The organism is Bacillus sp. RC252 (assembly GCF_044909215.1).
Classification (GTDB): Bacteria; Bacillota; Bacilli; order Bacillales; family Bacillaceae_G; genus Bacillus_A; species Bacillus_A mycoides.
In genome coordinates this window covers 1-14,149 of record NZ_JBIYDV010000030.1, presented here as the reverse complement: position 1 = coordinate 14,149, position 14,149 = coordinate 1, and the positions used below count along the sequence as shown (strand labels likewise).

Here is a 14,149-nt window from a genome sequence, read left to right as displayed (position 1 = left end):
CGTTTATTTTACCATAAATTTATAGTAAGACGATGACACTTCCCTAATTATATCGAAAAGCATTCAGAATGAAACTACTTATGTCAAATGATGGCACCTTTTAGCGTGCAAAAAGCCGAGGAATCTCTCCTCGGCTACCGTAGCATAGAAAGTATCTTACAACTACTGGTTTCGTTTCATTAATTGCTGTTCTGCAATTTCTATAGCACGTTTCACCATATTACCAGCATCTTTCGCACGAATTCCGCCCCATCCTTCTTTCTGAACAACATCATAAAAGCCAAGCTCTTTTGCAAGCTCTTCTTTAAATTGATTTGACATGACTCCTCTTCGTCTACTCAATGCAGAGTCCCTCCTTATTTTGCTACGGTATAATTAGTATGCAAAATAATATAGCTTTTCATTTATAGGAATATATGTAAGAAAAAATACATTAATTATAAAATACTTCATTTTGAGATTCATCGTAAAATGTTAGCTCTACTGTCTCTGTTAAAACATCTGCATAACTATAAGATACACGTTGCAATGCATCTTCTTGCTGGTCTAATTGTACAACAAACACAGAACGATACGTTTCTGCAAGTACACCTGATTGCTCCACAGTTTTTCTTCTCCCACTATTTGCCTTTAACATAAGTCGCTGTCCAAGATGGTGATCTAATTCGCTTTTAATTTCATCTAAACGTTTTGACATATACTTTGCTACACCTCGCTGTAATTTAGATTGAACACTTAAAACACGATATATCTATCCCAATTATTAACCGCAATTCACAGACAATATCATTATAAAAGCATCATGCGTTCAAATAGATAGAAGAAATACTATATTCTAAAAGTATCATTGTATAGTCTGCACGTTCTTGCCGCTTTTTATCCAGACTCATTTAAATCATTTCCACATAAAAAAGCAAGATACGTATGTACCTTGCTCATTCGTCATAATGTTGAAAGGGCAATCCTGTTCGTAAAATCCCTCTTGTTTCAATTCCGCCTAGTCCCTTTTCGCCAGTAATTGTATTACGCACAACGTCCCATACATTTACTCTTTCCATAAATGAAGTGAAACTAATTTTGCCAACTACATATACAGGATCTAGAGCATGAATATTAATTCTAGACGGTGAACTAGCAAAATTAGCACCTGCTCGAATCAACGCCTCAAAGTGTGATTGACACGCTCCAGCAAAAATAACGAGTTGATCCAATGATGGATATTTTTTTCGCACTTCTCGAACAGCCTGTACAAAATGTCTAGAATGTCTATATGCCGCTAAATCTCCCATAACTCCTTTTGACTTTGTATATGCATCATGTCCTGTAATAACTAAAATGTCTGGGCGAAAATGATCTATTAAGTCTACTACCTTTTCATGCATCTCCGTTTCCTTACAATGAATACCTTGAACAGGAACGCCTATTTTATTATATAAATCTAAGCACTTGCGCAAATATAAAGGATCTCCATCTATATGCAATACACGTCCTGGCATTTGAAAATAATTCACTTCACTTGTATATCCACCAGTTGAAGTATGTTCATGTCTTTGTTTCATCAACACGTAATCTTGCTGAAACAACCGGTAAGTACGCTCCATCGTTTCTTTTTCACGCTTCACTCTATTTTTATGTTCTCGTTGATCTATACTAACTAAATCTGCAAGTGGTGCATCCGCCACAAGTCTAATTTCCTCTCCAAATAATATTGCCATATCGCCTTTTATTTCTATAATACGAAAAAGAATATCCCTATTATGAGAATATCGTTCAACTAATTCTCCAACATGTAAAGCCATTATCCTACCTCCAAACTCCAAACTCGTTAGGCCATCTTACCTGTTTTTAAAGTATGAATTTAGGAAAGGAAAGGTGACAAAAGGGACAGCTCAAGTTGAACTGTCCCTTTCATATTCTTATGACAATTTATGAAGAATTAATGCATTACTTAATGTTGCAAACTCTTCGATAGATAGCGTTTCGCCTCTTCGCTTCGGATCAATTCCTACTTCTGTCAAAATTCGATCCAACAGCTCTTTATCTTTCGGGAAACCATTTAAATTATTTGATAAATTATTCATTAAAGTTTTACGACGCTGTGCGAAACTTGCTCGTACTACTTCAAAGAAGAAAGTTTCATCTGTCACTTCTACAACTGGTTTAGGACGCTTTAGAAGACGGATAATCGCAGAATCAACATTTGGTTGTGGCACAAACACTGTACGCGGTACAGTCATAACTGTTTCTACCTCTGTATAATACTGAATGGCAATTGATAAAGAACCATACTCTTTCGTTCCTGGTTTAGCAGCTAAACGATCCCCAACTTCTTTTTGCATCATAACAACAAATCCACGAACCGGTAATTTTTCTTCAAGCAATTTAAATAAAATTGGCGTTGTAATATAGTATGGTAAGTTAGCTACTACCATTACATCTTGTCCTTCTTCAAATTGCTCACTAAACACTTCATGTACATCTGCTTTTAGTACATCTTTATTTATAACTGTAACGTTGCTATATGGAGCTAACGTCTCGTCTAAAATTGGTAATAATCTCTGATCAATTTCAAAAGCCACTACTTTTTTAGCACGCTTTGCCAATTGCTCTGTTAACGCACCAATACCTGGTCCAATTTCAATTGCGCCACTTTCTGAACCGATTTCTGCGTGATCAACGATACGATTTAATACATTCGTATCAATTAAAAAATTTTGTCCTAAACTTTTTTTGAATGAAAATCCATACTTTTCAACAATGTCTTTCGTACGATTTGGTGTTGCGATATCCTTCATTTTTTTTCCTCCTGTATTACTTGCTTATAAGCTTCTGCAAATGATTCCTTTGAAACCTGAAACATTTGTAAACGTTTATGTAACTGTTTTGCGTTTGTATAACCAATCTTTAATAGCTTACCCACTCTTTCTCTGCGACTCTTTGCCATTTCTCCGCCCACTAAGCCCGCATCGACTAGATCACTCCAACTAATTTCACTTGTGTAAGCTTCCATTTCTTCATGTATATTCTCTAAAGCACGGCGAATCGACTCATTAGAAGCATGTTCGATTCCAACACCTTTTTTCCTTTTAGCAAGTGCTTCTTCCTTCGTTAAAAAAGCATGCTTACATCCAGGAACCTTGTCAGAAATAATTTTTCGAATACGCTCTCCAGGATAATCTGGATCTGTGAAAATAATAACGCCTCGTTTTTGCTGCGCTAATTTAACTTGCTCAATAACGTGATCACCGATTGCTGAACCGTTCGTTTCGATTGTATCCGCATCAACAGCACGTTTAATCGCAACTGTATCATCTTTACCTTCTACAACGATAATCTCTTTAATTTTCATGCTTGCCTCCACACTCTTTTCATCTCTACTTAGTAAAACAAAAAAATGACGACTTTTCCATTATTATTTTCCCAATCTTACATTTTAAAAAGTAGAAGAGAAAAATCTTTGTTCACTATCCTTATTGTAACACTTCTATCTCCATCTTAATTTATCCGCAGTATTTCTACACTTATGTTATGCGTAAATAGTGGGTTCTTATCACTTCTATTATCTCTCTTCTCAAAAAACAAAAAAAGAATGGGCCTCCCCATTCTTTTTTATTCAACACCAAATAAGGCTTTGGCATTCTTTGTTGTTACTTGTGCTACTTCGTCATAAGAAATTCCTTTTAAATTCGCAATTTCTTCTGCTACCAGTTTTACATAACTAGGTTCATTTCGTTTCCCTCGAAATGGATGTGGTGTTAAATACGGGCAATCTGTCTCTATCAATAATTTTTCTAACGGAATCTCCATAGCAACTTCTTTCGGTTTCTTGGCATTTTTAAATGTTACTGGCCCACCTAATGAAATTAAAAAGTTCATATCGACACATCGCTGCGCTACTTCTACACTACCGCTAAAGCAATGCATAATGCCCCCTACTTCAGCTGCATTCTCTTCCTCTAGGATATCAACAATATCTTGAGTTGCATCGCGGTTATGTATAATAATCGGTAATTTCACCTTTTTCGCTAATGCAATTTGTTTACGGAATACTTCCTTCTGTATTTCCTTTGGAGACTTATCCCAGTGATAATCTAATCCCATTTCCCCAATTGCAACTACTTTAGGATGAGCCGCTAATTCTTCTAACCAAGCTAAATGTTCTTCTTTCATATCGATTGCATCAACAGGATGCCATCCAACTGCAGCGTAAATAAAATCATAAGCCTCTGCTAATTCAATTGCTTTCTTTATCGTTACTTCATCAAATCCAACAACAACTGTATATGTAACTCCCGCTTCTTTCATTCTCGCGATAACTTCTTGTAAATCTTCTTCAAATTGCTCTGCATTTAAATGTGAATGTGTATCAAACAACATAATAAATAACTCCTTTTATATTGAAATCAATTCTCTCATAGAAAAACTACACTCTTTCTAACTTAACGATAACAATACTTCAATTTTAATGCAAAAAACGGAATGTAAAAAGAAAAAAGACGCTTCACTAATGTTACACGTGAAACATCTCTTTTCTTGTCTCAATTACTTGATTTTTGTACCATTTGGTAAATTCTGGTCAATTGATGCTAATGACAATACGCCATTCTCTTCACCTGCTAAAATCATACCTTGTGATAATTCACCACGTAATTTTACAGGTTTTAAATTCGTTACACAAATAACCTTTTTACCTTTTAGTTCTTCTGGGGAATAGAATTTAGCAATCCCAGAAACCACTTGGCGCTTCTCTGTACCTAAATCAAGCTGAATTTTTAACAACTTATCTGCTTTTTTCACAGGTTCAGCGGATATTACTTCAGCTACTCGTAATTCTACTTTAAAGAAATCATCAATTGTAATTTCTTCTGCCTTTGGTTCTTCTGCTTTTTTCTCTTCTACTTTAGGAGCAGAACCTTGCATTTGTTCTTTAATATATCCCACTTCTACTTCCATTTCCAAACGAGGGAAAATTGGGTTTCCTTTTTCTACTTTTGTTCCAGCTGGAATACATCCAATTGTAGATAGGCTTTCCCAAGATTTATGCGCCTCTTCAGTAAGTCCAAGTTGAGCAAACATCTTACTTGGTGCTACTGTTAGGAATGGCATAAGCATAATACCTGTTTGACGAAGTACCTCAGCTAAGTGGGACATTACAGACGCAAGTTTTTCACGATCATTCTCATCCTTCGCTAATACCCACGGCTGCGTTTCATCAATATATTTGTTCGTACGGCTAACTAATTGCCAAATGGAACTTAGCGCTACAGAGAATTCCATATTCTCCATTGCCTCTTCTACTTTTTTCAATGTATCTTCGGCAAATGTCACTAGCGTTTCATCGAACTCAGTTACATTTGCTTTAAATGCAGGGATTTCCCCGTTAAAGTATTTATCAATCATAGCTACTGTACGATTTAATAAGTTACCTAAATCATTCGCTAAATCAAAGTTGATTCGTTCAACAAATCCTTCTGGTGTGAATACTCCATCAGATCCAAATGGAACTTCGCGAAGTAAGTAGTAACGCAATGCATCTAATCCGTAACGATCAATTAATGTAACTGGATCTACTACGTTTCCTTTTGACTTACTCATTTTTCCATCCTTCATTAAAATCCAGCCATGAGCAAAGACTTTCTTCGGAAGTGGTAAATCTAAAGCCATTAAAATAATTGGCCAATAAATTGTGTGGAAACGAACGATTTCTTTCCCAACTAAATGGACATCTGCTGGCCAGAATTTTTTATACTTCTCTTCATTTTCTGTTCCATATCCTAATGCAGTAATGTAATTAGACAACGCATCTACCCATACGTAAATAACGTGTTTTGGGTTACCTGGAACACGAACTCCCCAGTCAAATGAAGTACGAGAAACCGCTAAATCTTCTAATCCTGGTTTAATGAAGTTATTAATCATTTCATTTTTACGGGACTCCGGCTGAATGAAATGAGGGTTATCCTCATAGAACTTTAATAGTCGGTCTACATATTTACCCATTCTAAAGAAATAAGACTCTTCGCGAACAAGTTCTACAGCGTGACCACTATCTGGGCTTTTTCCACCAACTACTTTGTCACCTTCCATAATTGGATCTACTAATTGATGCGCTGTATAGAATGTTTCATCTTGTACAGAATACCAACCTTCATATTCATCAAGATAAATATCGCCTTGATCTACTAGCTGCTTGAAGATTTTCTCAACAACATCTTTATGACGATCTTCAGTTGTACGAATAAAATCATCATAAGAGATATCCATCTTCTCCCAAAGTTCTTTAATCCCTGATACAATGTTATCCACATATGCCTGTGGTGTAACATTTAGTTCTTCTGCTTTCTTTTGGATCTTCTGTCCATGCTCATCAGTTCCTGTTAAATAATGAACATTGTATCCTTGCATACGCTTATATCGTGCCATCGCATCTCCTGCTACTGTCGTATAAGCATGTCCAATGTGTAACTTTCCACTTGGATAATAAATTGGGGTAGTAATATAAAAGGACTTATTTTCCTCTTTCATCGTTTTGGACCTCCCGAATAACCTCATATGTATTTATAAACAGTATATCAAAAACTCATATATAAAGTGAAACTTTAATCCGTGGAGAGGGTTCATCCCCCATGGATTATTAGCCCACACCAATCGGGCTTTTACGAGCAGCCCGACTCCCACTTAACTTCTTTGCTCCGGCTAAATTTTGAAGTGGGAGTCTTACTGCTCGCAAATAGCGGGATAAAACGAGTTAATGCTCGATATCTTTATCATCTATTACTCATATTCAAAAAAAATATACAATATATTTCCCGAAAAGTATAAATATTACAAAAAATAATACAAAACAATTGTAGAAATGACTTACATTCTATCATATATAAGAAGTATAAAAATCTATAAATCTTTTTTTAAAATATAGAATTTAATAATTGACGGAAATGTAAATGATTGGTATCATATGTCCATAGGGTATTTTGTCGAAAAATGACGAATCAAAAAAATAGACTCGAAACTTATAAACTATTTATTTAGGAGGAAAAGAATTATGAAATCTACTGGTATCGTTCGTAAAGTTGATGAATTGGGTCGTGTAGTAATTCCAATCGAATTACGCCGTACTTTAGGTATTGCAGAAAAGGATGCTCTTGAAATCTACGTTGATGATGAAAAAATCATCTTAAAGAAATATAAACCAAACATGACTTGCCAAGTAACTGGTGAAGTATCTGATGGTAACCTATCTTTAGCTGAAGGTAAAATTATCTTAAGTAAAGAAGGCGCTGAACAAGTCTTAAACGAACTTCAAGATTATATCGAAACAGCAAAATAAGCTTCTCAATTATGAGAAGCTTATTTTTTATCCACATGATAGATTTGATATACGTCTCGTTTCGACAAATCTCGATCTTTAGCGACTGTTTTTATCGCTTCTTTTGAATTCATACCTTTTTCATTTATATAATGTTCAATATGATTATATACTGAAATAGCTTCCCACCATTGTTCTTCTGGAGTAGGTTCTTCTGTTGAACCTGCTACTAAAATACAAAACTCACCACGAACTTCATTTTGCTTCGTCCACTCAATCGCTTCTTCAATTGTTCCACGAATAAATTCTTCAAATTTTTTCGTTAGCTCACGACATAATACGATTTCCCTATTTCCTAATACTTCTTGCATAGAGATTAAAGTGTCATCTAAACGATGTGGCGCCTCATAAAACATCATTGTAGTTGGAATATAGCGTAGTTTTTCTAATTCAAGCTTACGTCCCTTTTTATTTCTTTGCAGGAAACCATAGAAATAAAAATGTTTTGTCTCAAGTCCTGATGCAATCAATGCTGTAAGGGCTGCATTTGCCCCAGGAAGCGGGATAACATGATATTGTTCTGCTACAGCCTCTACAACGATATCATAACCAGGATCTGAAATACATGGCATACCAGCATCGCTCACAATGGCTACAGTCTTACCTTCTTCTAACTTATCTAAAATTTTCCGTCCACTTACTCCTTTATTATGCTCATGATAACTCATAACTGGTGTTTCAATTTCAAAGTAATTACAAAGTTTCTTTGTTTGCCTTGTATCTTCCGCTGCAATAATGTCTGCCTCTTTTAAAATTCGGATTGCACGAAATGTCATATCCTCTAAATTTCCGATTGGAGTCGGTACTAAATATAAAACTCCCTTTTCATTTTGCTGAAAGCTTTTTTGCTGCCACATAGCGTTCTCCTTTTTGCATATATTCTTCTTTTTTTTTCCTCGTTAACTGCTTAAAGTGATACTCAGCTTGCATAGCCGTTCGTTTATCCTCGTGATCCTCTACATATTTTAAAACAACTGGAAGTCTAGCGCGTGTATATCTAGCACCTTTTCCACTATTATGGGTCTGAATCCGTTTTTCTATATGATTCGTGTATCCAGCATAATAACTTCCATCAGAACACTCCACCACATAAAAACAATGCTTATTCTTCTCCATATAAAATTGAACGAAGCTCCTTTGTATATTCATTGTTTTCTTCATATACAAAAAGAGGTGGTAAGATTTTTAAATCAGCATTCCCATCCTTAATTCCTTCAATTAACAATGTATTCGCTTCTTTACCAGCCTTAGGATAAACAAATCGCACACGTTTCGGTTCAATTTTATATTTACGCATTAATGTGACGATGTCGAGCAAACGACCTGGACGATGTACAAATGCTACTTTCCCACCCTGTTTCACTAGCTGGCTACTTGCGTATACAACATCTTCTAGTGTGCACATAATTTCATGACGAGCTATCGCTAAATGTTCATTCATATTCTTCTCAGAAGTTTGTGGTGTTTGAAAATAAGGAGGATTACATGTTACAACATCATATTGATGACGTCCAAGTTTCTCCGGCATATCTTTCAAATCTCCATGGATTAAATGAATTCTTTCTTCTAAATTATTGTATTGAACGCTTCTTATTCCCATATCATATAAGCGCTCTTGAATTTCTACACCTGTAATTTTCCCTTTTGTCCTTGTACTTAATAAAAGAGGGATAACTGCGTTACCTGTACACAAATCAAGTAAATTACCTTTTTGAATTGGCACCCAAGCAAAATCTGCAAGTAAAACAGCATCCAAAGAAAAATTAAATACTGATGGACTTTGTACAATCTTCATATCTTGCGCTAATAAGTAATCTAAACGCTCATCTTCATATAAATTCATATATTGCTCCCTTTCTTACACTTAACCTATCCTATTTCATCTTCTATTAATGTAAAAATAAATTTCATTCTACTCTCATGTATAAAAAATTACCTTTCCAATTATATTGGAAAGGTAATCTCACTTTTTATTTAAAAATGACAGACAGAATAAACAATCTCCCTCTTTACGTACACTTCCATAATGTAGATTGCAAATATGAAAACCTTCTTGATATAGTCTCGCTAGATTATCGTAGCCTTCACCAATATCTGTCTTCGCCTTCATTTCTTTGCGTTTTTGAGTTTTTTGTTTTTCCTTGTTCTGCACTTCTTCAAAACGATGTCGCAAATTTTCATTTTCCATTTTTATATGTTGGTTTTCTTCCAATAATTCTGCAAGATGTTGTTTTAATTCTCCCAACTGTTTGTATAAATGTCCAATTTGCTCTTCCATACTAGAAACCGATGCAAAAATATCCTTTTTCTCCACAAGCACCCACCTCATTAATCTGTGGTTTGACTCGAAACGACCCCTTTATTCATTAATTCATCTAACGTATATTCTACTATCCGTTCCTTGTCTACTAGTTCCACTTGAATTAATCTTTCTAAAATATTTAATCCGATAACACGGCCAGTACCGTGCGGTGTTTGTATACGTTGATCTAAATCAGGAAGTTGTTCCTTTGCTGCCTCATATTCATCATTCTCATATTTTAAGCAACACATTAAGCGACCACATAAACCAGAGATTTTTGCAGGATTTAATGATAAATTTTGATCCTTTGCCATTTTAATGGATACAGGTTCAAAATCTCCTAAAAAAGTAGAACAACAAAGCATACGACCACATGGACCAATACCACCAAGCATTTTTGCTTCGTCACGAACGCCGATCTGTCTCAGCTCAATTCTTGTCCTAAAAATTGCCGCTAAGTCTTTCACTAGTTCCCGGAAATCAATCCGGCCATCCGCAGTAAAGTAAAAAATAATCTTATTACGATCGAACGTATACTCTACATCTACAAGCTTCATATCAAGATTATGTTCTCCTACCTTTTGTTGACAAACTTGATATGCTTCTTTCGCAGCATGCCTATTCTCTTCAACAATAGTACGATCATTTTCATTTGCAATACGAATAACTTTTTTTAGCGGTAATACAACGTCATTTTCATCAACTTGCTTTTTGGTAATAACTACTTTTCCGTACTCAATACCTCTTACCGTTTCTACAATTACAAACTCATTTTCTGAGATATCGAACTGATTTGGATCAAAGTAATATACCTTTCCGGCCTTCTTAAAGCGAACACCTACTACATCATACAAAACGGTCATCCCTCCTGCAACCGCAACACTAACTGTTCGAACACAAGCTGCGCATTTACATTAGCGTTGATTCTATTTTTTGCCTCTAATATATTAAAGAGAGCTGATACAATGCGCTTCTGAGCATAAGAAAAGGATTCAAACATCTCTTTCTGCTCATGAAAAACAAGACGATCTTCTTCTCCAAGTTGAACATATAATAAATCCTTATAAATAAGGAGTAACATATCTAAGCCTTGCTGTAATTGTTCTTTCTCTCCAAAGTGCTTCCCCCATTTTTCTTGTACAAAAAAAATAGAGGCCTTATCTTTTTCGAGCGCTTCACATAATTTTATCACTAAAGCTCTCGCTTGTGCAAACCATTCATCATTACACATTAATAAAGCTTCTTCAAAACTATTTGTAAGCTGCGCAGCAAGTGTAGATAAAGAAACTGTAATACCTTCTTCCTCTAACCTCTTAATTAAAGATTCTGTAGGCAACGGCCTAAACGTAACAACTTGACAACGAGATAAGATTGTATTTAAAATCTGATGACTTTGTTCAGTAAGTAAAATAGCTGTTGTATCACTACTTGGTTCTTCTAAAAACTTTAAGAGCGTATTCGCTGCATTTGCTGTCATACGATCTGCATGCTCAATAATATATACTTTTTTATTTGCTTCTAATCCTGTTTTTGAAAACTCTTCTTGTAAATCATGAATTTGCTGTTTTTTAATAGATAATCCATCTGGTTTTACAATATGTAAGTTTGGGTAGTTACCTGAATCAATTCGGCGACAATTCGTACATACATGACAAGGCTCTACACCATTTCTTTGTGAACAGAGAAAACTTTTTGCCATTTGAATTGCTGTGGCGAACTTCCCAGTCCCTTTCCCTCCCTCTAACAAGTAAGCGTGGGATATACGCTCTTTTGCAATGCTATTCATCAACATTTTGACACCGATGGGCTGTATAACAGAAAGCTGCTCCCACGTATTTATCATACTGCATACCTCACTTATTTCATTCTTTCCTTCTATTATAACAATTTATCTTCTATAATCTGAACAACTTCTTCTATAAGTTTTTTCATTGGTTGATCAGCATTTACTAATACAATGCGATTAGAGAAACGCTCTACAACTTGTAAATACCCTTCACGCACACGTTTATGGAAAGAGATATCTTCCATATCTAGTCGATTTACTTCACGTCCTGCATCTTTTCCAATTCGTGCTAAACCTACCTCTGGCTCAATATCTAAATAGATTGTTAAACTAGGCATACAATCTTCCGTTGCGAAACGATTAATTTCAAATACTTTATCCATACCTAAGCCCCTTGCATATCCTTGATATGCTAAAGAGCTATCTATAAAACGATCACATAGTACAAGATAGTTTTCCTCAAGTGCTGGCATAACTTTTTCCACTAAATGTTGTCTACGTGCAGCAGCATATAAGAGCGCCTCTGTACGTGCTTCCATCATCGTATACTCTTGTTTATGTAAAATTGTTCTAATATCTTCAGAAATTGCAATACCACCCGGTTCTCTGGTCGCCATTACCTTTTGTTCCTTTTGCTCAAAATATGGTAATAAACTTTTAATTAATGTTGTTTTACCCGAACCTTCTGGCCCTTCAATTGTTACAAATAATCCCTTCATCCTAAAACCTACTTTCTATATCATACACGTTCATATATTTCGTACTACCTTGAAAACGAGCCCCTGTTTTCTCTAAATGAGTAATTTGCTTTGTATGTTCTTGAGTAATTCTCTCTCCATACATGATCAATGGAATTCCAGGTGGATACGGAATCACCATTTCTGCAGCTATCATACCAACGGCTTCTTCTATAGATACTAACTTCGTTTCGTATCTCTCTAATTGTTTATACGTATACGGTAAAGGGGAAATCTCCCCTTTATAAGTATAACGAATTGATGCTGTCTTGTCTTTTACCTTATATTGCTGCATAGCTAATCGAATGATCTCTATAGCTTTCATATACCCCTCATTTACTTGTAACGGTAATATAAGTAGGACGTTATATGGATCTGCCATTTCCGTATATATACCGACTTTTTCAAATACAGACTGTAATCCATACCCCGATAACTGACAGCGAGTTTGCACCGTAACTTTTAATTCATCTTGCGATGGATATTGCAAAATGGCTATTTGTGGGATAGATCGCAATCCTTCTTTAAATCGGCGTAAAAACTCAACGATTTCATCATGACCCTCTTCCTTTATAACTGCTATTGCAAAGCGTGCTATATCAAGAGAAGCCATAATTGGATACGATGGGCTACTAGATTGTAGCATACTTAAATAGGAGGAAACTTTTTCTTCGCTCACCAAATGGCTATTTATATGTAAATAAGATCCCATTGTCATCGCAGGTAATGTTTTATGTGCGGAATGAACCACAATATCCGCACCATAAACTAATGCTGACTTCGGGAAGGGGTCCCCTATACAAAAATGCGCCCCATGGGCTTCATCTACTAGAACAGGAATTTTATGTGCATGTGCGTAAGCGATACTTGCCTCTAAATCAATGCCCATACCATAGTAATTAGGATGTGTTAAAATAAGTGCTTTTGCATTTGGATACTTTGTAATTGCCTCCTTAATAACTTCATCACGAACACCTACTGGTACGTTATGTACTTCATCAATCCATGGATTTAAAAAGACCGGATTCGCCCCTGCTAATTTCAAACCATTAATGATCGATTTATGACAATTTCTTTGTACGAGGACAATATCATGTTCGCCGCAGCAAGATAAAATCATTGCTAAATTTCCAACTGTTGAGCCATTAATTAAAAAATAACTTTTGTGCACGCCGTATACTTCAGCTAATAATTGCTGTGCTTCATCTATACATTCAAACGGGCTATGTAAATCATCTAATCCTGTTAACTCTGTTACATCAATTGATAATATGTCCTTAAACGCCCCTGAAGCTTTCTGAGGGAAGCTTAAACCATTCTTATGACCCGGAACATGAAAAGATAGTAGTCGCCTTTCTTTAAATTCCATTAGCGCCTCATATAAAGGCATACGATTTTGATTCATATATATCTCTTCCTTATTATTCATTGTGTATCTATTATACAGATATTAGGGCAAAAAAAATAATAGGCATAATGCCTATTTAAAAATATGATACTTCTAATTTTCGCAGTTGTTTTAAATAATGTATATACTTCGGGTCATTTGTCTCAGTATTCACCAGATTTCTTTCGCACTCGTAACATATTAAATTATTATATACATATATTCCTTCCCCTCTTTTTGTCTCACAAACGATGCAAATTTCACTTGGTAATTTCATAATCTTTCCTCCCTTTTTAAATAAATATATTATATACATCTATTCCTTAACAAATTTCTGGAAAATATACATCAATTTCTTATATAATATGATTTATTCTTGGGCAACGTGTTTGTATTACTTATGTATTCCCTTTACTTCTTTCATGTACTGTTTAAAAACAAAAAAACACAAGTCAAAAGACTTGTGTTTTTATCTTGCTTGGCGACGTCCTACTCTCACAGGGACAAGGTCCCAACTACCATCGGCGCTAGAGAGCTTAACTTCCGTGTTCGGTATGGGAACGGGTGT

General features: G+C 35.4%; 17 protein-coding genes and 1 rRNA gene. 1 reads left to right on the top strand and 17 read right to left on the bottom strand.

Annotated features, from left to right (window positions below; all coding sequences use genetic code 11):
- Positions 1–162: 162 nt before the first annotated feature.
- The 7 genes from sspF to metG form a co-directional block, all read right to left on the bottom strand.
- Positions 163–342 (bottom strand): acid-soluble spore protein SspF, encoded by a 180-nt coding sequence (gene sspF / locus ABH960_RS27705; protein WP_002094215.1) that lies wholly within the window; start codon positions 340–342, stop codon positions 163–165.
- A 91-nt stretch (positions 343–433) separates the two neighbouring features.
- Positions 434–697 carry a biofilm formation stimulator Veg gene (gene veg, locus ABH960_RS27700; RefSeq protein ID WP_002009653.1) on the bottom strand — a complete coding sequence of 88 codons (264 nt, stop codon included), beginning with the start codon at positions 695–697 and terminating at the stop codon, positions 434–436.
- Between the two features lie 238 nt (positions 698–935).
- Positions 936–1,799: a sporulation peptidase YabG gene (gene yabG, locus ABH960_RS27695; protein ID WP_404449604.1), complete on the bottom strand. Its 864-nt coding sequence runs from the start codon at positions 1,797–1,799 to the stop codon at positions 936–938.
- A gap of 117 nt (positions 1,800–1,916) precedes the next feature.
- The gene (rsmA, locus tag ABH960_RS27690; protein ID WP_002091590.1) at positions 1,917–2,795 is read right to left on the bottom strand and encodes a 16S rRNA (adenine(1518)-N(6)/adenine(1519)-N(6))-dimethyltransferase RsmA; all 879 of its coding nucleotides are present in this window, start codon (positions 2,793–2,795) and stop codon (positions 1,917–1,919) included.
- Complete coding sequence (gene rnmV, locus ABH960_RS27685; protein WP_002029323.1) at positions 2,792–3,349, bottom strand: ribonuclease M5; 558 nt, start codon at positions 3,347–3,349, stop codon at positions 2,792–2,794. The genes rsmA and rnmV overlap by 4 nt, the downstream gene beginning before the upstream one ends.
- A gap of 260 nt (positions 3,350–3,609) precedes the next feature.
- Complete coding sequence (locus tag ABH960_RS27680; protein ID WP_002091591.1) at positions 3,610–4,377, bottom strand: TatD family hydrolase; 768 nt, start codon at positions 4,375–4,377, stop codon at positions 3,610–3,612.
- Between the two features lie 165 nt (positions 4,378–4,542).
- A complete protein-coding gene (gene metG, locus ABH960_RS27675) occupies positions 4,543–6,525 on the bottom strand; it encodes a methionine--tRNA ligase (protein ID WP_235661827.1) in 1,983 nt (660 codons plus the stop codon).
- Positions 6,526–7,045: 520 nt separating this feature from the next.
- Here metG and ABH960_RS27670 point away from each other — a divergent pair.
- On the top strand, positions 7,046–7,330 hold the full coding sequence (locus ABH960_RS27670; RefSeq protein ID WP_000843037.1) for a transition state genes transcriptional regulator AbrB: 285 nt from the start codon (positions 7,046–7,048) through the stop codon (positions 7,328–7,330).
- Between the two features lie 20 nt (positions 7,331–7,350).
- On the opposite strand, the gene rsmI is transcribed toward ABH960_RS27670, so the two are convergent.
- From rsmI to rrf, 10 genes are all read right to left on the bottom strand, one after another.
- Complete coding sequence (gene rsmI, locus ABH960_RS27665; RefSeq protein WP_002143972.1) at positions 7,351–8,226, bottom strand: 16S rRNA (cytidine(1402)-2'-O)-methyltransferase; 876 nt, start codon at positions 8,224–8,226, stop codon at positions 7,351–7,353.
- A complete protein-coding gene (locus ABH960_RS27660) occupies positions 8,195–8,485 on the bottom strand; it encodes a GIY-YIG nuclease family protein (RefSeq protein ID WP_002130207.1) in 291 nt (96 codons plus the stop codon). Before ABH960_RS27660 ends, rsmI begins: the two co-directional genes overlap by 32 nt.
- On the bottom strand, positions 8,472–9,212 hold the full coding sequence (locus ABH960_RS27655; protein WP_002138893.1) for a tRNA1(Val) (adenine(37)-N6)-methyltransferase: 741 nt from the start codon (positions 9,210–9,212) through the stop codon (positions 8,472–8,474). The genes ABH960_RS27660 and ABH960_RS27655 overlap by 14 nt, the downstream gene beginning before the upstream one ends.
- 120 nt (positions 9,213–9,332) lie before the next feature.
- Positions 9,333–9,683 (bottom strand): DNA replication initiation control protein YabA, encoded by a 351-nt coding sequence (yabA, locus tag ABH960_RS27650; RefSeq protein WP_002009639.1) that lies wholly within the window; start codon positions 9,681–9,683, stop codon positions 9,333–9,335.
- Between the two features lie 14 nt (positions 9,684–9,697).
- The gene (locus ABH960_RS27645; RefSeq protein ID WP_002009637.1) at positions 9,698–10,525 is read right to left on the bottom strand and encodes a PSP1 domain-containing protein; all 828 of its coding nucleotides are present in this window, start codon (positions 10,523–10,525) and stop codon (positions 9,698–9,700) included.
- Positions 10,526–10,530: 5 nt separating this feature from the next.
- Positions 10,531–11,514 (bottom strand): DNA polymerase III subunit delta', encoded by a 984-nt coding sequence (holB, locus tag ABH960_RS27640; RefSeq protein ID WP_113938530.1) that lies wholly within the window; start codon positions 11,512–11,514, stop codon positions 10,531–10,533.
- Positions 11,515–11,549: 35 nt separating this feature from the next.
- The gene (gene tmk / locus ABH960_RS27635; RefSeq protein ID WP_002009634.1) at positions 11,550–12,176 is read right to left on the bottom strand and encodes a dTMP kinase; all 627 of its coding nucleotides are present in this window, start codon (positions 12,174–12,176) and stop codon (positions 11,550–11,552) included.
- Between the two features lies 1 nt (position 12,177).
- Positions 12,178–13,599 carry an aminotransferase class I/II-fold pyridoxal phosphate-dependent enzyme gene (locus ABH960_RS27630; RefSeq protein ID WP_404449598.1) on the bottom strand — a complete coding sequence of 474 codons (1,422 nt, stop codon included), beginning with the start codon at positions 13,597–13,599 and terminating at the stop codon, positions 12,178–12,180.
- Positions 13,600–13,678: 79 nt separating this feature from the next.
- Positions 13,679–13,858: a sigma factor G inhibitor Gin gene (locus ABH960_RS27625; protein ID WP_002091596.1), complete on the bottom strand. Its 180-nt coding sequence runs from the start codon at positions 13,856–13,858 to the stop codon at positions 13,679–13,681.
- 199 nt (positions 13,859–14,057) lie between these two features.
- Positions 14,058–14,149: ribosomal RNA gene (gene rrf, locus ABH960_RS27620) — 5S ribosomal RNA — on the bottom strand; the annotation flags it as partial.

Bases quoted from the DNA above. Each gene is read 5' to 3' on its own strand.
- veg (WP_002009653.1), bottom strand. From the start codon at position 697: ATGTCAAAACGTTTAGATGAAATTAAAAGCGAATTAGATCACCATCTT.
- yabG (WP_404449604.1), bottom strand. From the start codon at position 1,799: ATGGCTTTACATGTTGGAGAATTAGTTGAACGATATTCTCATAATAGG.
- rsmA (WP_002091590.1), bottom strand. From the start codon at position 2,795: ATGAAGGATATCGCAACACCAAATCGTACGAAAGACATTGTTGAAAAG.
- rnmV (WP_002029323.1), bottom strand. From the start codon at position 3,349: ATGAAAATTAAAGAGATTATCGTTGTAGAAGGTAAAGATGATACAGTT.
- ABH960_RS27680 (WP_002091591.1), bottom strand. From the start codon at position 4,377: ATGTTGTTTGATACACATTCACATTTAAATGCAGAGCAATTTGAAGAA.
- metG (WP_235661827.1), bottom strand. From the start codon at position 6,525: ATGAAAGAGGAAAATAAGTCCTTTTATATTACTACCCCAATTTATTAT.
- ABH960_RS27670 (WP_000843037.1), top strand. From the start codon at position 7,046: ATGAAATCTACTGGTATCGTTCGTAAAGTTGATGAATTGGGTCGTGTA.
- rsmI (WP_002143972.1), bottom strand. From the start codon at position 8,226: ATGTGGCAGCAAAAAAGCTTTCAGCAAAATGAAAAGGGAGTTTTATAT.
- ABH960_RS27660 (WP_002130207.1), bottom strand. From the start codon at position 8,485: ATGGAGAAGAATAAGCATTGTTTTTATGTGGTGGAGTGTTCTGATGGA.
- ABH960_RS27655 (WP_002138893.1), bottom strand. From the start codon at position 9,212: ATGAATTTATATGAAGATGAGCGTTTAGATTACTTATTAGCGCAAGAT.
- holB (WP_113938530.1), bottom strand. From the start codon at position 11,514: ATGATAAATACGTGGGAGCAGCTTTCTGTTATACAGCCCATCGGTGTC.
- tmk (WP_002009634.1), bottom strand. From the start codon at position 12,176: ATGAAGGGATTATTTGTAACAATTGAAGGGCCAGAAGGTTCGGGTAAA.
- ABH960_RS27630 (WP_404449598.1), bottom strand. From the start codon at position 13,599: ATGAATCAAAATCGTATGCCTTTATATGAGGCGCTAATGGAATTTAAA.
- ABH960_RS27625 (WP_002091596.1), bottom strand. From the start codon at position 13,858: ATGAAATTACCAAGTGAAATTTGCATCGTTTGTGAGACAAAAAGAGGG.